This is a genomic window from Okeania sp. KiyG1, assembly GCF_014132355.1.
GTDB lineage: Bacteria > Cyanobacteriota > Cyanobacteriia > Cyanobacteriales > Microcoleaceae > Okeania.
In genome coordinates this window covers 63366-85302 of the sequence record NZ_BLZO01000136.1, presented here as the reverse complement: position 1 = coordinate 85302, position 21937 = coordinate 63366, and the positions used below count along the sequence as shown (strand labels likewise).

Genomic DNA, 21937 nt, shown 5'->3' with positions numbered 1-21937 from the left:
GATTGGAGCTGTAGCATGGAAATATCACAAAATTGTCTAAATTTAATCAAAAAATGGGAAGGACTTTATCTGGATGCTTATCTAGACCCAGTAGGAATACCCACCATTGGGTATGGAACCATTCGTTACCCCAATGGAAAAAAAGTTCAGCTAGGAGAAAGAATTACAGAAAGGAATGCAGAATTCTACTTAAAGTATCAATGCGACAAAGTAGCAGAAATAGTTTCGAGGCTGGTGAAAGTTCCTCTGAATCAAAATCAGTTTGATGCTCTTGTATCGTTCTGTTATAACGTTGGAACTGGTGCTTTTGAAAGGAGTACCATGTTAAGAAAACTCAATCAAGGAGACTATCAAGGAGCAGCAAATGAATTTCCACGTTGGGTAAACGGAGTAGTAAATGGTGTTAAGCAACCACTGCCAGGATTAGTATCCCGTCGTGCTGATGAACAAAAACTATTCAACACTCCTAGTAATGAAGGAAAACCCTTGGTTCAAGAAGAATCATTGCAAGACCGAGTAACTTGGCTAGAAGGATACAGAGATGAAAATAAAAAAACTGTAGTTGTAGCTTGGCAGGGAGGTGAAGTAAGAGAAATATTAACTTTAGAAAAATTTGACAAAGAATATTTAGCTAATGTTTTTCCTCTATACAAAAATGCCAGATTTTTTGTAATTGCTCCGGCAAATAAACCAATTCCAGCAGGGGAAAGAATCTCTATTTTTGGCATTTCTGATATATTTAAAAAAGGTCAAACTCCTAGTCTCAATCGTGTCTTGGTGCGGGGTAGTCAAGGGGAAGATGTGAGAATTTTACAGGTTAGATTGAAAGATTTAGGGTATTTTACCGGAAAAATTGATGCTTTTTTTGGTAATAAAACCGAATTAGCAGTTATAGACTTTAAACAAGATTATTTTTTCAATAACAATGCTGACGGTACAGTAAACTTAACAACCTGGCAAAAATTGTGGGGAGAAGAGCCTGCTCCTGTTCTTTCTACACCCCCTGGTACTACAGGCAAAAATTATTTGCTGCTAACAAAAACAAATCGTCAAGATGTGTATGGATGTTATGTGCTGAACTTAGACTATTTTAAAAATGGGAAACTACAGGACAGATTAGAAGTATGTTGTGGCGCTCCGGGAAGACAATTTTTCCGTACCGCTGCTCAAAGTCGGGCCATGACTGGAGAACCATTGCCAGAGGGAAAATGGTACGTTAATGATATTATCTGGGCTGATGGGAGAGATAATTATTACGGTAATATTTTTCAGAGTGGTATTGGTCCTGTAACTGTTCCGTTAGACTATTTAGAACCTGGTACTACCGAAAGAAGCGCGATCGAAATTCATATTGATTGGAATCGCTATTATGGCTCTCCTGGCACTATTGGTTGTATAGCTACCTACAATATAGATGACTATAAAACCTTAGTTACTTGGCTCAGGGATACAGATCCTCGCGGTCTTTATGTTGACTGGAAATTAGGAACTTGCCCTAAACCTTAGATTAAATAAGCGATCAGTATTTTCCGTACCGGAATGCTGCGCAAACAGCATTTCTGTACCGGAATGGGGAGCTAATATCAAATCCGGTAGCATCGGTGTAATTAGATGGGGAGTAGAGGAGTAGGGGAGTAGGGAGATGGGGAGATGGAGAACTCTAGAAATATTTGGTAATGGTTGAAGATAGAACATTTTTTTATACCGAATTAAACGGATTTGATATAAAAGCTTTCAGCACCTTAAAACGAGTAGGGGAATAGGGTAGTAGGGGAGATTGAAGTAATATCATGTCCGGTAGCATCGGTCTTGTATAACAAAGGTAAGGAAGAAGGAAGAGGGAAGAAGGAAGAGGGAAGAGGTCCGAAAGCTACCCTCGCAAGAAAAAAACCATTATTTCCTGTAGATATTCACCCTTGGGTTTACACTAACGATATAAACGGACATGATATAATTATAGAATTATAAACATATACTATATAACCGGATTCTATATAAGGGAAAAAGGTTGAACAATACTCTCTACCTCTCTATATCCCTACCTCTTATATCAAATCCGGTTGAATACTTATTATATAGTTGAGAGTAGGGGACCCACCCTAACCCCTCCCCCGACCGTGGAGGGGAAGAGGGGAAGAGGGGAGTAGGGGAGATTAAATATACATCTTCAATAATAAAAATCTATGATCGTATTATCGTACAGAAATTATCAATTATTTCCCTGTAGGGACGTTTCATGGAACGTCCCTACTATGTATGAAGGAGATGTCTAATACCAATTTTATAAATGTTTACTACAAATAGCTAGGGTATTTCTTAGAATTTCCTAGGTCATGCTCCGCAAACATAATTCAGAATTCAGGAGTCGTATGGGAATAGATTTAATACCAGTTTTTAGGTCGTAAATTCTCTTTTTTGTCAAAGAGACATTTCCTACAAAATCTTTTTATTACACTTATTATTCGTAACATTCTTTTTTCAAATTGGTATAATATTGAAGTAATTTAAGAAATTATAAACAGATATTATATAACCGGATTCTATGTGCAACCCCACCGGATTTGATATTACCAGAAAATTGGGTTTAAAGCCTTGCCCATAAACGGGCGACTTTCTATGTTATAACCCACATTCCGCACTTCAATTTGTAAGATGAAAATTATAGTCATTCCAGTTAAGATTGAGACAAGGGTTTCTTGCCTTGAAAGAGTTTCAGCTGAAAAAGTGTTCCAGTCTTATTCAGAATGACTATAGAACCCCTGAGTGGATCTATTTAAAAATATAGGGAGAGTGTGGGGATTGTGGGGACCCACCCCTAACCCCTCCTGGGAGGGGAATGTGGGGACTGTGGGAACCCACCCCTAACCCCTCCCTGGAGGGGAATGTGGGGACTGTGAGGAGATGGAAGCAAATTTCAACTTGCTAGGGTTGCCAGCAGATGCGACTAACGTCGTCGCGGAGTCGCATATGCTTGCCTCCCCTATTCTCGTTCCTGAATTTCGCTCTTCACTCCTCAGTCGTCGGGTCGGACTTCTGCTAAAAGCACATACCGCGTATAAAGATACGATCGGGGATTCTATAGTATAAAATCCTTAGCAAGCTTAGGCATTTATACTATGCAAATTATCTCAATTACTTTTTTCGTTCATCAAATTCCGAGTAAACAATCAAGCCAGTATTTATGCTTAATTGTTTACTTAGGAGCCATGTAAGAATAAGTTGTACAAATTTTATCTGGGATAAATTGTGAAATATAGCTTCCATTAAAAAAACTGTTTAAGTTATTTTTACACGACTACTTAATCACGACGACTATGATTTTCTCCTAAATTATGACTTCTGACTCCTGATATCATGTCCGCTGGGGCGCGTTTGTGTAAAATCAAGAGTGAATATCTACAGGAAATTTACGTTTTTTCACACTTTTAAGCCTTCTTCCCTCTTCCTTCTTCCCTCTTCCTTCTTCCTTCTTCCTTACTTCACTATACAATACCGATGCTACCGGACATGATATGACTCTTTCTTTTCTCCTACATTTTGTAGTGCGGAATGTGGGAAGTCGGGAGTATGTCAAGCCCCACCATTGTAAGTTCCGTGTATTTTTCCATCGAACCAAAGTTGTTGCAATTGCCCAAAGATGTCTTCCGAAAGATTAGGTAATCCAGCTACAGAAGCATTTAAGCGAATATGTTCGGCACAAGAAGAACCCGAAATCACAGAAGTAACAGTCTGATGGTTTAGGATATATTTTAAAGCGATCGCCGACATCGATAAATCGGAATCCTTAACAATTGGCTTAATCAAATTAACCATTTCTACCTGTTTAGCTAACCAATCTTCGGGAGTCCATAATCCGCGCCAATCCCCTTCTGGAAACTTATGATTTGGCGTCCAATTACTAACTAATGCACCCGAACTAAATGGACAGCGTGCTATGACACCCACGCGATGTTTTTCAGCCATCGGAAATAATGTATATTCAGGTTCTTGTTCCATGATATTATACACCGCTTGAATAACATCAATTCGTCCAGCTTCAATGTGACTATTCGCTTCACTCGCGCGGCGATCGCCAACCGATATTCCAATCGCTCTAATTTTACCCTGTTCTTTCAACTTCAGCATCGCTTCATACCATTCCGTACAATGCCCCCAGGCTAAATTCCAGGTATGCAAAAATAAAATATCAATGCATTCTCGCTGCAAATTTTTGAGGCTTGTTTCACAACGATCAATTATCCAATTTGGGGAAAAGTAATCCTCAATCTTACTTTGAGGTTTGGGAGACCAATCATCGCATTCAGGTGGAATTTTACTAGAAATTACTACAGATGAATTTCCCTGTAATGCTTTCCCAATCACCTGTTCGCAATAGCCATTTCCATAGTCTAAAGCCGTATCTAAGTAATTAATATCTGCATCTAAAGCCACCTCAATTGCCTCGATATATTCCGCTTCAGTTTTTTTACCCCAGACATCTCCTGACAGTTGCCAAGTTCCTAAACCTACTTCACTAATTTTGATATCGGTTTTTCCTAATTGACGCTTTTTCATGGTTACGTTTTCTGATTTCATTTAATTGAGGGTTTGCCTATCAAATATAAAAGCATTGAAATATAAAGATTTTAGCCTTTTTAGGGGCTAATTGCGGTGCGCCTATTTCAGTCTAAAACGCTCATGCATGGAGCGTATTTTAGGCTCATAGTTGGGCAAAACAATCTTGGGACAATTCTTACTCCTACCTCCTCGCTCATTCCCATTTCTCCTGTCTTCCCCTCCCCTCCTGGGAGGGTTAGAGTGGGTTGTCTCCTGTCTTCCCTCCCCTCCTGGGAGGGTTAGGGGTGGGTGAAAAGACTTTTGAGCGCAAACCCTAATTATCATTTCCCTTATGGGTTTAATACCCCACCGTCAACGGGGGTGCTCAAAATTGTTTGGGGTTAGAATCCATAAGCAATTTTCCCTCCTGACTCCTGACTCCTGACTCCTGACTCCTTCTTCAATTCAGACCTCGAATGTAGAGAACAAGATTAATTCCCGGGTCTATTTTATGATTAAGCCAATAAAGTGGGTACAAGTTCCCTTCGCGAGAAGATTGGAGTAAATACTCAGTAACACCAGACCAACGTGCAGGTATTCCATAATCATGCCAAAGAATAATAGCTTGCTCATTGGCAACAGATAGAGCTAACTTAGTATCGTTCTCAACGTAGGGATATGAGTGCGATCCGTCAATAAAAATCAAGTCAAACTTATCTGAAAAATCTTCAGCATTTAGATTAGCTGTATCTTCCTTAATTTGCTTAATTCGGTTAGCTGTTGAACGACCTTCAAACAGGAGTGGCGTTTTATCTTCCGGAAAGAATTGTGCATTCCATCCACTAGAATTGAGGTGAGGAGTCTGAGCATCTGGTAAGTCAATAGTTACTAATTCTGCATCACCTCTTAATTGGAGAGCTAAATTGTGGGATGTCCAACCCTGATAAGTACCAATTTCTAGAACTCGCTGGGGCTGAAGCCAAAGTGTAAGAGCTGCTAGCATTGCCATATCCGCGTATGAAACACCCCCATTGTCAATCACAGCACCTACTTCAAGGCATGGGAACTGGCTATCTAAACCAGGGAAAAGTTTGAATAGATGTTGGCGCTCAATTTCATAGGGGCCTGCAAACTCTGAGTTGCGTGAATCTATATCTAGAGGGTTTACAAATGTTGAGGGATATTTCATAATACTCCGATCCTTATTGAGGATTACCTAACTCGCCATATTTCTCGCAGATTGCTCTCACCACTAACTGTTGTACGTGATAAGAATTAACTAACTGAGATATGGGTATACGCTTTAGTAACCACCAACCATTATAATCGCACTCTTCTTTCTGGCGATCGTAATGACCTTTTAACCAACCATCCTTCGTTTCCTCATCTGTCAATTCTACCCGAAAGTGATTCCAGATATTTTGGGCGACATCCTCCACCCTCTCGGATTTTTTTTCTGTCTCCGGTTTGGCTATTCCAAACCAACATTCTGGCTCTTTTGTATCCGGAACATACGCATCATTTAATCCTATCCAATTCCAGACAAAACCTAAATACTTCGCTTGTTCGATCGGACAATCTTCTGAAGTCGTCTCTGCTGGTATTTTGATGGGATCGACATAAAAACGACCGTACCATTGTGGAATCCAAACATCAAAGGGATAAACCTGACTATCATAAATAGTGTAGTCCTTGGAATGAGTGAATAGTTTATTATAGCGGATTGGCTCTAATTTCACCCCATATTCCTGAGCCTTAAACTGTGCGTCTAGAAATTGGTACATTCCCTTGAGCTGCTTTTGATATCCTACCACTTGCCAATAGCTATCTACTAGATTGTTGAATTCATCTGTTTTAATCAGCATATCAATCCGACCTAATTTACAATTACTTTACCATCACATCATCCTTAACAGGATAACTTCTTACAGGATTCTTCTAAAATTTACATGAGACGGGGCAATTTTGCCCCGTTTCTTTATTCAGCCTTGCTTAACTTATTATACTTCTCACATATTGTACTTGCTTTGCTGGATAATCCTCAAGGGGACTATAGTCTACTAAATAATCCATATCAATAGAGTTGTTGGGAAATAACTGAGGTTAGTGAAAAATGAAAACTCAAACTGATCAATTTTGGTTATTGATTTTATTATTTATGCTGCCATCAGGTACAAGTTCCACGGGTCCAGTCGCTGTTAACATTAATTTGTCATCAAAATCAACAAGCGTGATTACGGTAAATCTGATTGACAGAGCCATAGCGCTTGACACCTGCAAAGGCGTTTTCACATATCACTCGCTTATTGACTCAATTTCCGATTTTTGGTATGCGGCTGTTCATTTAATTGTCTCCCCTTTGGTTTTTTATGGGGTATGCGGATATTTTCATACTGGTGTTGAATACCTTGAAAGCCACTATCTACTTCAATTGGTATCTCCACAGGTATACTTCCTACCAACTTTTCAAGGGGAATGGAATTTCTTGTCATGTAACTTTCCTTCTCTTGCTAGGCTCAACAGCAGCACTTGTTTGTTTTGGTCTACTGCTGCTAGGTGTTGACTCGTATGACGCTTTTTTTTTCCCGAATAATTCAGTTTTTGTTTTTCTGAGTCAGTGGGTCGTTGCACTGGCCGTTCTGTGCCATCCATTACCACTCTTTCTACTCCAGGGAAACGCTCTATAAATGCTTGGACACTGTTGATTTGGCGTTCTGGTAGTGCCTTTTTTCTCCCAGGGCTGCTTCTAATATAGGCTGTAAACGATCTCCTCCGACAGAGCGTTGACGAGGTTTGTCTGTCAATGTTTGCTCATATACATGAGTAAAGGCTAAGAGCAAGGATTGAAATGCTTTACGATTTAATCCTGTCAATGCCCTTAATAACCTATCCTGTTTTAAGGCCCGTTCAAAATAAAGCATTTCTAAACGCCAATTTCTTCTCGGCTTATCTTACCTTATTTCCCATTATTTCCCAACAACTCTATTAAAATACGTTTACCTTAAAATTAAGAATTGTAAATATTTATTTAGATAATTTAAAAGGGGTTAAGATTTATTAAAATATTATGTGATTACAAAAATTTAGTGTTAAATTCAAACGGTAGGTTAAATTTAGATATGTCTTATATATGTGTATGTGTGTGTAGGCTATAACACCAATACGTGTTATCAGAGTAGTTTGCAAGTTGCGGTATTGGTAGTCCAATTGAGCTGCTAACCAAAAGGAGATTCTAATAACGCTTTCTTTTTGCAAAAACTGAAACTACTCTTTTAGGTTAAGACCTACAAAGTAGAAAAGATAGTAAAAGGTAATATTAATAGCCCAATTTAGTTGCTAACTCAAAAGACATATCTTGTTTTCTTTGATATATAACCTAACCTCTAGTCCATCTTCAATGACTAAGTTAAAATTCTTATTGATTTTAGTCCAACAAAAAAATAAGTTTGTACAAGTACTAAAAGCTTGGTTTTTGACTTTTGTATGTTTAATTGAAACCAAACTAAATATTTTTGTGTAAATTTTTATGACAGGTTTTATATGCCAAAATGGATATAAAACAAGCTTATCCCATAATCAAAACCCTTGTTTAGCAAAGGATGTAACCTTGGAAAATGCTTCCTCATTAAGACGAATTTGATATGATAAGTCTATAAATTAATATTTTTGAATTTTGTATAGTGTTAGTAGCAGCTCAATTTATTGAATATCAAGGACTACTAAGACGATGAAAAGTTACAATCAAATAATTATCGCATCATCTAATACAAATAGCCTACCTATTCTAAGAAGTGCAGATAGTTTAATCCCATTAATTTTTAATGGTGGTATAGCCATTTTAATAATTATTGCAATGTCTTACTTTACTAAAGTTCAACTTAAATCAATTACTGATTTACTCAAAAAGCTAAACGAGAAATAGAGTAATCCTATAAAAAGGAGTGCGATTACTTTTAACTGGTTGCACATAAAGATAACGATAACAAATCTACTGATACTAAGCGATCAGTATCAGTAGTAACAGAACAAAAAGATCATAAAATCGTATCCGCTCAAGAAATGAGGGCGAACTACGAGTTTAGGAACGATTGTACAGCATTTGAGGCTTGCCATTTACCGATTTACCCCAGATTATTGAGCGGTAACATAAAATCAACCAAACTAGCAGAGAATCATAAAAATGAAAATTACTACAAACAAGATGAATAATGATTGGAACGCAAGAAAATAAAAAACATATTAACTAATTCTAGTTTTATTAATTATTTTAAAAACTAGAACTTTTCTTCAATTCCGATATCATTAATGATGGCACAAACATAAATATAAATATATTAATATTTGAGCTAAAAGTAGAGAAACTGCATTTTAGTGCCAACTAATTTATGATAAAATCTTACACAAGAAAAGTTCTATATTACAGTAGAGTTGTTGGGAAATAACTGAGGTTAGTGAAAAATGAAAGCTCAAACTGATCAATTTTGGTTGTTGATTTTATTATTTATGCTGCCATCAGGTACAAGTTCCACGGGTCCAATCGCAGAGTAACGCAGTTTAATTTTACAGTTTTTACTAAAGAATAAATATGGCTTATAGAATAAACCGTCGCGCCTATGCTGAAACTTATGGACCAACAATAGGCGATCGCGTCCGTCTAGCTGACACAGAATTATTTATAGAAGTCGAGCAAGACTATACCACTTATGGCGATGAAGTAAAATTTGGTGGAGGCAAAGTTATCCGCGATGGTATGGGACAATCTCCCATTGCCAATGCCGACGGCGCAGTAGATCTAGTCATTACCAACGCTCTCATTCTCGACTGGTGGGGAATTGTCAAAGCAGATATCGGCATCAAAGATGGAAAAATCTACAAAATTGGCAAAGCAGGCAACCCCTACATCCAAGATAATGTAGATATTATCATCGGTCCGGGAACTGAAGCTGTAGCGGGTGAAGGCATGATTTTAACGGCAGGTGGCATTGATTCCCATATTCATTTTATTTGCCCTCAACAAATCGAAACAGCGATCGCTTCTGGTATAACAACCATGTTAGGAGGAGGAACAGGTCCTGCCACAGGTACTAATGCGACAACCTGCACTCCCGGTCCTTGGAATATTCACCGAATGTTACAAGCTGCTGAAGCTTTTCCGGTAAATCTGGGTTTCATGGGTAAAGGTAACAGCAGTCAACCTCAAGCTCTAGTCGAACAAGTATTAGCAGGGGCGATGGGATTGAAATTACATGAAGACTGGGGAACTACTCCGGCAGCGATCGACACCTGCTTAAATGTTGCGGACGAATACGATGTGCAAGTTGCTATCCACACTGATACTCTCAATGAAGCAGGGTTTGTAGAAACCACTATAGAAGCTTTTAAAAACCGGACAATTCACACTTATCACACTGAAGGTGCGGGAGGGGGTCACGCTCCAGATATTATCAAAGTCTGCGGTCAAGCAAATGTTTTACCTTCTTCTACTAACCCGACTCGTCCTTATACTCTCAATACTTTGGAAGAGCATCTGGATATGTTGATGGTCTGTCATCATCTAGACCGAAATATTCCAGAGGATGTGGCTTTTGCAGAGTCTCGTATTCGTCGAGAAACTATTGCTGCTGAGGATATACTGCACGATCTGGGAGCGTTTAGTATGATTGCTTCTGACTCTCAGGCCATGGGACGTGTGGGAGAGGTGATTATTAGAACTTGGCAAACAGCTCACAAAATGAAGATTCAGCGCGGTGCTTTGAGTGGAGAGTCTGGGGAAAATGATAATTTGCGTGCTAAACGTTATGTGGCAAAATACACTATCAACCCGGCGATCGCTCATGGTATTGCTGAGTATGTGGGTTCGGTGGAAGTGGGAAAGTTGGCAGATTTATGTTTGTGGCGACCTGCTATGTTTGGGGTGAAACCAGAAATTGTGATTAAGGGAGGAGCTATTGCTTATGCTCAGATGGGAGATGCGAATGCGAGTATTCCTACTCCACAACCAGTGGTTATGCAGCCAATGTTTGCTAGTTTTGGGGGAGCGATCGCTGCTACTTCTTTGACTTTTGTTTCTCAAGCTGCTCTGGAAAGTGGTATTGATGCTCGACTACAGTTGAGAAAGTCAGCAGTCGCAGTGGCAGATACTAGGCAAATTAGCAAACAAGATATGAAGTTAAATGATGCTTTGCCAGAAATAGATGTTGACCCGGAAACTTATGAGGTTAGAGCTGATGGGGAGTTGTTGACTTGTGAACCTGCAACAGTTTTACCGATGGCACAGCGATATTTTCTGTTTTAGGAGGTTTGTTCAAAAAAGCTATTAATATCAAATTCGGTAGCATTGGTGTAATTAGGGCTTTAAGTCAAAAGTCAAAATTCATGCATTAAGAAGAAAATTATAGTGGTCAATAGAAGTCAACGATTCAGCAAGTATTTATGCTTAATATTTAACTGAGAATTTGACTCCTGATAAAAGTCAATGAAGATAATTTATATAGTATAAATACTTAAGCAAGCTACGGATTTTATACTAATTTTCATGTTACAAATTAAAGTGCAGAATGTGGGTTTTAGACTTTTTAGGTCTGAAATACCTTGGTTTTCAGCCCTTCATGCTCATGCATGGAGCGTATTTTGGGCGAGAGTTGGGCAAAAAAATACTCCCGTACGGACGTTCCATGCAACGTCCCTACCCTACTCCCCTTTTCCCCTCCTGGGAGGCAGGGTCTATTTATTGTCACCAGAGAAAAAAGGAGGAGGGGGTGGAAAGTGTGGGAGGTGTGGGAGGTGTGGAAAGTATGGGAAGCATAGGATCTCAAAAAGAATAGGGTTGTAAATATTCTCTGACGACAATGAATTAGCCCTGCTCCTATGAGGGGAAAATGGGGAGAGCGAGAAAGATTCGGCAATGGCACTCAGATGGGACATTTCTTTAGACCATAGTAGTAGCAAATCCGCAAATCAGGATATGAAGTTAACTAGCTATCAGCTTTTCTGTTCCGGAATGCTCCGCAAACAGCATTTAGCTGTTAGCTGAAAATTCAAGGGTTTAAGTCCCCCACTATATTTGAAAAAGCGCGTGGTGCGTGTTAATGGGGGTTTGAATTCCCCATTAGACATCTCCAGAAAAGAGGGAACAGGGAACAGGGAACAGGGAACCCACCCCTAACCCCTCCGGTGGAGGGGAATAATTGATAATTTATGGATAAGAATTGATTTTATTTTTGATTTTCACGTCTATGTCTATTATACACGCCTGAGAAGCTGATTGCTGATTGCTGAGTGCTACTTTAAATGATGCTTTAGCAAAAAAAATGTAGATTGACCCTGAAAGCTATGAAGTGAAAGCGGATAAAAAGTTATTGAGTTGTAAATTTGCTACAACTTTACCGATGGCGCAGCGATATTTTCAACTCTAGTAACATAAGGATATTCTTTATACTAGGAAAGTATAGAGAATTCTATAGTCGGACGCTACTTGGATTCTTTTCTATGGATGATTCGCTACTTATCGCACTCATCATTTTCTTGAACGCAATGAGTAATATAGGGGCGATCGCTAGCGCCACCATTGGACAAACAATACATGAACAGGATTCACAAGCACAATTCATTGCCATCATGTGTGTCATTTTGTTATCGTTGCTAAAGAATATATTAGTATAAAAGTATAACAGATAAAAATATAACTGTAATATTTTTTATAATCTCTTAAAACATATTAATTTATTCTATACCCATGTTTATTATACTATTCCATTGAATACTAATACTAACTAAAGATGATATAATAGCGCTTGGAGGAATTTTTGCTACAAATATCTATTCCTTACAAGTAGACTGTTATCACATTATTTGAGTAAATTAGTATAACTTAACCTACCACTAAATAATTAACCTACAACCTACAACCTACCACCTAAAACCTAAAACCTAAAACATATCACCTAAAACTATAGCAATCCTAAATAGGTTGCGACAAATCAAAAAGTAGATAAAAAAACTGAAACTCTTACCTGTTCCCAGCTCCGGTGTTCCCAGCTCCGGTGTTCCCTCTCTTGGTCAGCATTCCGCAAGCGAGCTGACGGCGACGCGGGGTCTGACCGCTGTTCCCTAAAAAGCAGTAAGATTTTTGACACGAATAAAATAGGATTGCTATATATTCAATTAACAACCTCAATTACCAATGAAAAATATAGTTGTTGCCATCGACTTTTCTCAAATAACTCCTGCCATTATTACTCAAGCTGAAGCTTTAGTCCAGGCTTTTAACAGCAAATTATGGCTAATTCACATTGCTGAACCAGATCCTGATTTTGTTGGTTTTAAGACAGGACCTCAGCCTAAGCGCGACCGCTGGGCACAAGAGTTTCGTAGAGAACATCAACAGATTCAAGATTTGGCAAAAGAGCTACGCCAAAAAGGTCTTGATACAGTGGCTTTGTTAACTCAAGGTTCTACAGTAGAAACTATTTTGGCAGAGGCAAAAAAATTAGCTGCCGATTTAATTATAGTAGGGTCTCATGGACGCAGTGGTATTGAGAAATTTTTTGCAGGTAGTGTTAGTGAGGGTATTTTGCATGGTGCCCATTGTCCAGTTTTGGTAATTCCTGCTAGTTGGCGATCGCCCGATCTCAAATCCGGTTGAATACTTATTAGAGTTGTTGGGAGTGGGGGAGTGGGGGAGTGAGGGAGTGGGGAGTAGGGGAGTGGGGGAGTAGGGGAGATTGGATATTGAAGTAATTCTAGAATTAATTATAAAAATATACAGTCTTCCTTCTTCCTTTTTCCATCTTCCTTACGATATTAATTACCAAAATATTTTTGATATAAATCTGGAACTAATTGTAATCCTCCTGAAGTAATAGTATCCGATTCAATTATGCCTTTATTCTTGACATATTCAGCAATTAATTCGCGAATTTCTGTAGCAGATCGCCAAATTATTTTCCCCTCTTTAAACATCAAATAACCACCACCACCATTAGCGCGATAACTATTCATAGCAGCTAGCAAAACTTGATTTGGTTCAACATCTTTTCCATCTAACTGTAACTTAGTAATTCGTTTTCCTACTGGTTTGGTAATATCGACAGTGTAATCAATTCCACTATATAAATCCCAATTATAGCCAAGATGATTTTCAGCCAAAACCTCCTCAGGAAGACTGGGTAAATCATTAATATTAAGTTGTTTAAAATAAGCAGCATTTTTTTCTAATGCACAACGCAAAATATCCCCATTAATTTCTATAACCAACAAATAATTATCATAATTATAGATACTGTAAATATCTCTCCTAGTAATTTTTCCTGGAGAAATTTTTCCAGTGTTATTAACAATAGAAGTCAGAGAAATATTGACAGGATAACCTGCTGCTTCTGCCACCTGTATTTGTACTTTATTGATTAAATTTGACAACTTGCTCTGATGAAACCGTGCCTTTATACCACCATAAAATTCTATTTTTGCCACACCAATATTTTGATTGATATAGCGTAATGTTTGCTGATGATATGGTAAAGAAAGTTGTAAAATATTCTGTTCTGGCTCAACATCAGTAACATATAAATTAGTAGAATCTTTAGCAATAACTTCCCACTTTTCACCCCGACGCTCTAATACTAAAGTATACCTACTTAAAGCTTTTCCCCAAAAAGAAGGTTCTGCAATTAAAACATTATTAACTATAGCTTTAGGAACATCATGATGTGAATGTCCCGCCATAATTATATCAATATCTTTTACCTGTTGTGCTAATTCTAGGGTGAGATTTGAATCAGGAATAGAGCCAGTTTCTTTCCACTCTTGAATATCGGTTAACCAAGCAGAAGCCAGCCTTTGATCTTTTGGTACTTTAGAAAAACCAGTATGTTGAACAATAGTAATTACATCTGCACCATCATTTCGCATTTGAGGAATATATTTTTGGGCAGTATTTATGAGATTCTCAAAAGTTAATCCAGCTATATTTTCAGATGGCACCCAGTTAGAAGTTGCAGGAGTAATTAAACCAAGAATACCAATTTTTATACCATCAACATTTTTAATGATATAAGGTTTAAAAGCAGGAGTGCCATCACTTTTGTGGATATTAGCACAAACTATGGGGAAATTAAGCTGACTTATCCAATGGGAAAGCACATTAGTACCATAGTCAAACTCATGGTTTCCTAAAGTAGCAGCATCAAATTTGAGAGCATTCATTGTTACTGCCATCGGATGTGCTGCTTCTGTGTCAATTCGATTATAGTAATAAGTTAATGGTGTCCCTTGAATAGTATCGCCGGCATCAATAAGCAGTAAGTTAGGGTTTTTAGCTCGTTCCTGTGCGATTAAACTAGCGACTTTTGCTAATCCCCATTCTGCGGGTTGGTTGGTACAGTAATCATAAGGCATAAGGTTGCCATGAAGATCGCTAGTTTCCAGAATGGTGATGGTTTTGGTTGGGGGTTTTGATGTTATCAAGGGAATAAATACTAATAGTAGATAGATAAGGGAGTGGGGGAGTGGGGGAGTGGGGTAGTGGGGTAGTGGGGGAGTGGGGGAGTGGGGGAGTGGGGGAGAAGTAAACATCAGAATAATTAATACGCGCTCTAGGGTGCTAATTATCAAAAATGTCATTGCGCCTGTATTATAGTGCTTTTGATATAGATATACTACAGTTAGGAGCCATGTAAGAATAAGTTGTACAAATTTTATCTGGGATAAATTGTGAAATATAGCTTCCATTAAAAAAACTGTTCAAGTTATTTTTACACGACTACTTAGTACGAGCAACCCAAAAGCATTTTTCTACTCCCTACTCCCTACTCCTTACTCCTTACTCCTTAGTCCTTACTCCCTACTCCCTACCCAAAAATAATTTTGTTGTCTACTTTAAGTGAAAAGCGCTGTAATTACTTAGGGTTTGCTGATTAAATCTAAAAGCATTGACATATAAAGGTTTTAGATTTTTTTAGTTGAAAAAAGTCTAAGCTTTTAGGTCTCTTAGGTTCAAAAAATTAGCATTTTAGGCGCATAGTTGCCCAGAAAAATCAAGGGACTATTCTTCCTCCTACCTCCTTTATAATTCCCCGTTCCTCCTGACTTACCCTCCCCTCCTGGGCTATGCTTTATAAACATCTTTCTTAACACAAAACGTAGACATTATAGACAAATTATGTTCGAGACTTTAAAAGCCTTTTTCTATAGAAAAAATGTATTTAAAAGTACATTAATTTTGAATATTTAAGTAGTTTTACTTATATGCTATTACTATTTCTCCCTTCTCCCCTGCTCCCCTTCTCCCCTTCTCTCCGTGTCCCCGTGTCCCCGTGTCTCCGCGTCTCCGTGTCCTCGTGTCTGAGGAGTTCCTTATAAGGGATAGTCCTCCTGGGAGGGGCTAGGGGTGGGTTGACTCCTACCCTCACCCATAAGACTTTTTCAGCAAACCCTACTTAATAATTGGGCGTTGGTGAAAAGAGGTATGATATTATGTCCGGATAAGAGCGCGATAGAACTCCGTTACCTTTACGCGACCAAAAAACTTTCTCCTTATACTTCTGTTTCTTCTTCTTTACTCCCCTCCACCGGAGGGGTTGGGGGTGGGTTGACTCCTGACTCCTGAGTTCCCCTCCCCTCCACGGTCGGGGGAGGGGCGAGGGGTGGGTTGACTCCTAAAGAATTAAGATTAATATCATACACGCGCTTTACCAACGCCAATTATTGAAGTTTTACCTCACAAAAGCATTCTTTTTCACATTTAGTATAATATAATACATTTATTTAGCAGTGCCAAATTTCTGTTTAACGACCATTGGCATCTTTCCTGGTGGTGCCATAGTTAACCCTCTGCGGACAGGTTGGATAGATTTATCGGAAACTAACTTGAGTTCGCACTTTGATAAAATAGTTGCCAAAACTAATTTCATTTCAAATAAAGCGAAAGCTGAACCGATACAACGACGACTCCCTCCTCCAAAAGGTAAATATTCATAAGGTGAAAATTGTCTTTCGAGAAAACGTTCCGGTTTAAATTTTTTAGGTTCTGGATAAATATCCTCTCTTTGATGAGTTAGATAAATAGAAGGAATTACTACCATTCCTGGTTCAAGTTGATAACCCATAATTTCTATAGGTTTCTGGACAATTCTAGGGAAAGCATTTGTGGCAATGGGATAGAGACGCAAAGTTTCTTGACAAACCGCACTGAGGTAGGGCAGTTTAGTAATGGCAACTTTGTCTGGGTTAGTAGGAAGAGTTGCTAATTCTGCTAATAGTTTTTCCCGCACTGATGGAATTTTATCAATCCAATATAATGCCCAAGCTAGAGCTGAAGCAGTAGTTTCGTGACCTGCAAAAAGCAAAGTCAGCAGTTCATCCTTAATTTCTTCGTCACTGATACGATCGCCTGCTTCGTCACGCGCTTCTAGCAGCAAACTGAGGATATCATCACGATGATTTGCTTCTTCCCTAGCAGTTTCAATTTCTGCGAAGATTAGCTCATCAATTTTTTGTCTTTTTCGTAAAAATCTACCCCAGGGACTCCAAGGACCCCAGTCTTTTCGCAAGAAACTGAAGAACAGAAAAGTGGAGCTGAGGGGAGAGCTAATGGAGTCGAGGACACCAGACAAAAGTATTCTTAGTTGTTCGTAACGTTCCCCTTGGTCTAAACCAAATACCGCCCCAAGGATAACTTTTAGGGATATTTCTTGAGTAGACCTACGGATGGGGAAAGGTTTATCTATTTGCCAGCAATCTATAACATCAGAAGTAACATTATATATTAAGTCCCCATAAGTACGCATTCGATCGCCATGAAAAGGTGGCATTAATAGTTTTCTTTGACGTTGATGGCGATCGCCATCTTGGATAAATAGAGAATTTCTACCCACAATGTATTGTAAAACACCATTACCACCACCTGAGCTAAAGGTATCAGGGTCAGCAGTAAAAATTTGTTGAATAGCTTTAGGGTTACAGAAATAGATAAAAGGAGTCTTGGAGTTAGTGTTAGTCCTGAAGATATCTCCGTATTGAGAATATCGCTCTTCTATTGTTTGTAAGGGACGAAAAATAAATTTCCAAGTCCGGAGTCTTCTTTGTAGAGGGGACAATGCTGGGCCATCAGGTAATACCATTTTTGCTTTGCTGATTATCTCAAAGTTACCTCATCTATTTTGATTCATTTGCAAATGAGATGGGAGGCTTTATTGGCCTAAAGATTGAAGAAGGCATAAGGGTGCAGAATTTGAACAATGTGGTTTTAATCGCCGGATTTGGTATTATCTATCCGACAACTCCTAACTTTTGACTTTTGACTTTTAATTTTTGACTTTTAACTCCTGACTCCTAATTCTGTCATTGAGAAACAGTAGAAATTTTATCTATATGGTAGAGCTTGAATAGCTATAAGGGCAGACTCTGGCCAAATATTATAGGAATCTAAAATTCCATTAGCTAGTCTAACTGGATGAAGAAGTTTCCTATAGAATATAGCAGTCGAAGCAAAGGGCGTGGACATTCCTAAATGCTCAAACCCAGTCATAGATTACTTCTAACTTTTGACTTTTGACTTTTGACTTCTGACTTGCGCTATAACTCCTATGTGGCAAAGCTAATTACCACCTTTGTCTTTCTACTACAGAAAAATTAATAACGGTTAAATTTATGGAGGAGTAATGAATCAATATATCAACCCTACTACTGAAAATAAAATTCAGGTAGAAGACGATCGAACCGGCATGAGTGTCACTACTCTCAGACGTGCTCTAGCAGATAACCTGTTTTATTTGCAGGGGACTTATGAGTCCATGGCAAAACAAGATGATTTTTACCGTGCTCTGGCTTATACTATACGCGATCGCTTACTCCAACGCTTTCTTTCTACAATTCGTACTTATAATGAGAAAGATGTGAAGGTCGTATATTATCTCTCTGCCGAATTTCTCATGGGTCGTCACCTGGGTAATAGTTTGATTAACCTGGGAATTTATGAACAAATTCGTCAAGCTATCACCGAATCTGGGTTAGATTTAGATGAACTACTGGAACAAGAAGACGACCCTGGTTTAGGGAATGGTGGTTTGGGTAGATTAGCAGCTTGTTTCCTGGACTCTTTAGCGACTTTAGAAATTCCAGCTATAGGGCACGGTATTCGCTATGAGTTTGGCATTTTCACCCAAACTGTACAGGATGGTTGGCAAGCAGAAATTCCTGATAAATGGTTGCGTTTCGGCAACCCTTGGGAAATAGCTCGTCCTGCTGAAAAAGTAGAAATCAAGTTTGGAGGTCATACAGAAGGATACCATGACGATAAAGGCCACTATAGAGTAACTTGGGTTCCGGCAGAAACTGTAATTGGTATTCCTTATGATACCCCTGTTCCTGGCTATAAAGTAAATACTGTAAATCCTCTTCGTTTGTGGCGAGCAGAAGCTAGTGTAGACTTTAAATTTGAAGAGTTCAATGCTGGAAACTATGACGGTGCAGTAGCAGATAAAATGAGTTCGGAGACTATCTCTAAAGTTCTCTATCCAAATGATAATACTCCTCAAGGTAAGGAACTCCGCCTGAAGCAACAATATTTCTTTGTTTCCTGTGCTTTGCAAGACATCATCCGTAGACATTTATCTCACAACAAAAATCTAGACAACTTATACGAGAAAGCAGCAATTCAACTGAATGATACTCACCCTGCTGTGGCGATCGCGGAGATGATGCGCTTGTTAATTGATGAGTATGATCTGGACTGGGAGCGTGCCTGGCACATTACTCAACATACTTTTGCCTACACTAACCATACTTTGCTGCCAGAAGCATTAGAGCGTTGGGCAATTAGTTTGTTTGGTCGCCTTCTCCCTCGCCACCTAGAAATTATCTATGAAATTAATCGGCGCTTTTTAACTCAAGTGCAAACTTGGTTTCCTAAAGACGAGGAATTGCTTGCCCGTGTTTCTCTGATTGAGGAAGGGGATGAAAAATCTGTGCGGATGGCTAATTTGGCTACTGTTGGTAGTCATGCTGTCAATGGAGTAGCAGCACTGCACACAGAATTGTTGAAAAAAGGTGTGCTTAAAGATTTTTACCAACTCTTCCCAGACAAATTCTTTAATAAGACTAATGGAGTGACTCCCCGTCGTTGGGTTTTACTGAGTAACCCCAAACTTTCTGCTCTATTCTCTGAGAAACTCGGAGGAGATAGTTGGTTGCGAGATTTCGACCAACTAAGGAAACTAGAAAAATATGTTGATGATGCAGAATTTCGGAATCGTTGGCGAGCAATAAAGCAAGAGAATAAGGCTAAGTTGGCAGAACGTATTCTCAAGCATAATCGGATTGAGGTGGATATTAATTCTCTATTTGATATTCAGGTCAAACGTATTCATGAGTACAAACGCCAACATTTGGATGTATTCAACATCATTACTCTGTATAACCGCATTAAGCAAAATCCAAACATTGATATTCCACCCCGCACGTTTATTTTTGGTGGTAAAGCTGCTCCTGGTTACTACATGGCTAAGTTGATTATTAAGTTGACTAATGCTGTTGCTGATGTGGTTAATAACGATCCTGATGTGCGCGGTCGCCTGAAGGTTGTATTTTTGGCAAACTTTAATGCTTCCCTTGGTCAGATTATTTATCCTGCTGCTGACTTATCTGAGCAAATTTCTACTGCTGGTAAGGAAGCATCCGGAACTGGTAATATGAAGTTTGCCATGAATGGAGCTATGACTATTGGTACTCTTGATGGAGCTAATATTGAAATTCGCGAAGAAGTTGGAGCAGAAAACTTTTTCTTATTTGGAATGACTGCTCAAGAAGTTTTCGATCTCAAAGCTAAGGGTTATAAACCTCTGGAATACTACAATACTAATGCTGAACTCAAAGCAGTAATTGACCGAATTGCTAGCGGTCACTTTAGTGAAGGTAATCCTAATTTATTTAAACCTTTGATTGATTCTCTACTGTACAATGACCAATATATGCTGCTAGCTGACTATCAAAGCTATATTGAATGTCAGGAGCGGGTTGGTCAAGCTTTCCAAGACCAGGAGAAATGGACGAAAATGTCTATCTATAATTCTGTTCGCATGGGTAAATTCTCTTCTGACCGAACAATTAGAGAGTATGCAAAGGAGATTTGGGGAGCGCAACCAGTCAAGATTGACCAAGAAACCTATACTCAAGATAATGCTGGTTTGAAGGTAGATTCTTAAAGAAGCACTTCAGCGGTCAGCATTCAGCAATCAGCTCAATACTGTAGGTTGGGTTAAGCGGCAGCGCAACCCAACAAAAATAACTGTCTGTTGAGTTTATCCTACAGATAAGACTTGCCAAGGATTTAAATCCTTGGCTAATATTTTAAGTCATCTTTAAGATGACTTTTGAGGAGTATGCCATCTTTTTCATCTTTTTATATTTTGGTTAAGCAGCAGCGCAACCCAACAAAAATAACTGTCTGTTGAGTTTATCCTAGATACAGCATATTTCGGGCAAATGAGGTACAGGGTAAATGATGAAAATGTTGTAGTGCGGGGATCTTGCCCGCCTCGGGCTGTACCTCACGGGCAACGGGAAGCGCTGTATAAGCTGTCCTAAGGTTCCTGTAAGCATTTCCTGCGGACTGCTGCGCAAACAGCTATTAGCGGTCAGCTATTCCTAGGTCATGCTGCGCAAACAGCTTTTTAATAGACATCTCTAGAAAAGAGGGAGTAGGGAACCCACCCCTAACCCCTCCTGGGAGGGGAAGAATTGATAATTGCTGTGGGATAATTGATTTGATTTTTTATTATTGGAGGTGTCTAATAGACATATCCGAAAAAGATATAGATTTTTTGCAGGAGTAGGCAACAGCTCATATCATGTCCGGTAGCATCGGTCTTGTATAGCAAAGGTAAGGAAGAAGGAAGAGGGAAGAAGGAAGAAGGAAGAGGGAAGAGGAAGAAAGGCTACCCTCGCAAGAAAAAAACCATTATTTCCTGTAGATATTCACCCTTGGGTTTACACAAACGATATAAACGGACATGATATCATCTGGCAACAGGCAACAGGTAATATATTTTTACGCGCGAAGGCACGAAAAAAGATTTTTTAGAGTGAATTTTTCGCATCCTTAGCCTGATCTAATTAAAAGATTTATTTTCTGGAGATGTCTAATATTATGTTCGGTTGAATACTTATAAATAACTGTTCTGAGTCCTCAGGAGTCAACCCACCCCTCGCCCCTCCCCCGACCGTGGAGGGGAGGGGAAGTCAGGAGTCAGGAGGGAAGAAAAGAGGAATGCATAGGAAATATTGGAGAGGTCTATTGATAATTTCAGTATTTCTTTAGTACTATCGGTACTGTCAGTCCTTAAATTTTATTATAACTGATTATCCGAACATGATATAATGAATAAAGAAAGCATTCATTTAATTT

15 protein-coding genes are annotated in these 21937 nt (G+C 38.9%); 6 read left to right on the top strand and 9 right to left on the bottom strand.

The features are described 5' to 3' along the window. The first annotated feature begins 15 nt into the window (after positions 1 to 15). Together SAGCYANO_RS32510 and SAGCYANO_RS32505 are read left to right on the top strand one after the other, a co-directional pair. Complete coding sequence (locus SAGCYANO_RS32510) at positions 16 to 1506, top strand: glycoside hydrolase family protein (RefSeq protein WP_202223847.1); 1491 nt, start codon at positions 16 to 18, stop codon at positions 1504 to 1506. A gap of 303 nt (positions 1507 to 1809) precedes the next feature. Further along, positions 1810 to 1968, top strand: a complete 159-nt coding sequence (locus SAGCYANO_RS32505; protein WP_202223846.1) for a hypothetical protein — start codon at positions 1810 to 1812, stop codon at positions 1966 to 1968. Between the two features lie 1414 nt (positions 1969 to 3382). On the opposite strand, the gene SAGCYANO_RS46110 is transcribed toward SAGCYANO_RS32505, so the two are convergent. From SAGCYANO_RS46110 to SAGCYANO_RS46100, 6 genes are all read right to left on the bottom strand, one after another. Beyond that, complete coding sequence (locus SAGCYANO_RS46110; RefSeq protein WP_237396910.1) at positions 3383 to 3574, bottom strand: hypothetical protein; 192 nt, start codon at positions 3572 to 3574, stop codon at positions 3383 to 3385. After that, positions 3571 to 4554, bottom strand: coding sequence for an aldo/keto reductase (locus SAGCYANO_RS32500; RefSeq protein WP_202223845.1), 984 nt, complete (start codon positions 4552 to 4554; stop codon positions 3571 to 3573). Before SAGCYANO_RS32500 ends, SAGCYANO_RS46110 begins: the two co-directional genes overlap by 4 nt. Positions 4555 to 4996: 442 nt before the next feature. Further along, positions 4997 to 5725, bottom strand: coding sequence for a class I SAM-dependent methyltransferase (locus tag SAGCYANO_RS32495; protein WP_202223844.1), 729 nt, complete (start codon positions 5723 to 5725; stop codon positions 4997 to 4999). Between the two features lie 13 nt (positions 5726 to 5738). Next, positions 5739 to 6401 (bottom strand): hypothetical protein, encoded by a 663-nt coding sequence (locus SAGCYANO_RS32490; protein ID WP_202223843.1) that lies wholly within the window; start codon positions 6399 to 6401, stop codon positions 5739 to 5741. A 438-nt stretch (positions 6402 to 6839) separates the two neighbouring features. Further along, a complete protein-coding gene (locus SAGCYANO_RS46105) occupies positions 6840 to 7028 on the bottom strand; it encodes a transposase family protein (protein WP_237396909.1) in 189 nt (62 codons plus the stop codon). Continuing rightward, a complete protein-coding gene (locus SAGCYANO_RS46100) occupies positions 7003 to 7188 on the bottom strand; it encodes a transposase family protein (RefSeq protein ID WP_375340032.1) in 186 nt (61 codons plus the stop codon). Before SAGCYANO_RS46100 ends, SAGCYANO_RS46105 begins: the two co-directional genes overlap by 26 nt. 1933 nt (positions 7189 to 9121) lie before the next feature. Between SAGCYANO_RS46100 and ureC the strand changes: the two genes are divergently transcribed. The 3 genes from ureC (at position 9122) to SAGCYANO_RS32475 (ending at position 13180) form a co-directional block, all read left to right on the top strand. Beyond that, positions 9122 to 10831 (top strand): urease subunit alpha, encoded by a 1710-nt coding sequence (ureC, locus tag SAGCYANO_RS32480; protein ID WP_202223842.1) that lies wholly within the window; start codon positions 9122 to 9124, stop codon positions 10829 to 10831. A 1238-nt stretch (positions 10832 to 12069) separates the two neighbouring features. Then, positions 12070 to 12198 (top strand): hypothetical protein, encoded by a 129-nt coding sequence (locus SAGCYANO_RS48295; RefSeq protein ID WP_255502788.1) that lies wholly within the window; start codon positions 12070 to 12072, stop codon positions 12196 to 12198. Between the two features lie 520 nt (positions 12199 to 12718). Further along, entirely contained in the window at positions 12719 to 13180 is a 462-nt protein-coding gene (locus SAGCYANO_RS32475) for a universal stress protein (RefSeq protein WP_202223841.1), read from the top strand. 158 nt (positions 13181 to 13338) lie between these two features. Here the strand turns inward: SAGCYANO_RS32475 and SAGCYANO_RS32470 are convergent, their stop codons facing one another. The 3 genes from SAGCYANO_RS32470 to SAGCYANO_RS32460 form a co-directional block, all read right to left on the bottom strand. Then, positions 13339 to 15000 carry a bifunctional UDP-sugar hydrolase/5'-nucleotidase gene (locus SAGCYANO_RS32470; RefSeq protein ID WP_237396908.1) on the bottom strand — a complete coding sequence of 554 codons (1662 nt, stop codon included), beginning with the start codon at positions 14998 to 15000 and terminating at the stop codon, positions 13339 to 13341. 1068 nt (positions 15001 to 16068) lie between these two features. Then, positions 16069 to 16236 carry a hypothetical protein gene (locus tag SAGCYANO_RS32465; RefSeq protein WP_202223840.1) on the bottom strand — a complete coding sequence of 56 codons (168 nt, stop codon included), beginning with the start codon at positions 16234 to 16236 and terminating at the stop codon, positions 16069 to 16071. Positions 16237 to 16295: 59 nt separating this feature from the next. Next, positions 16296 to 17654: a cytochrome P450 gene (locus tag SAGCYANO_RS32460; protein ID WP_202223839.1), complete on the bottom strand. Its 1359-nt coding sequence runs from the start codon at positions 17652 to 17654 to the stop codon at positions 16296 to 16298. 540 nt (positions 17655 to 18194) lie between these two features. On the opposite strand from SAGCYANO_RS32460, the gene SAGCYANO_RS32455 reads away from it, so the two are divergent. After that, complete coding sequence (locus SAGCYANO_RS32455) at positions 18195 to 20735, top strand: glycogen/starch/alpha-glucan phosphorylase (RefSeq protein WP_202223838.1); 2541 nt, start codon at positions 18195 to 18197, stop codon at positions 20733 to 20735. Positions 20736 to 21937 lie beyond the last annotated feature (1202 nt).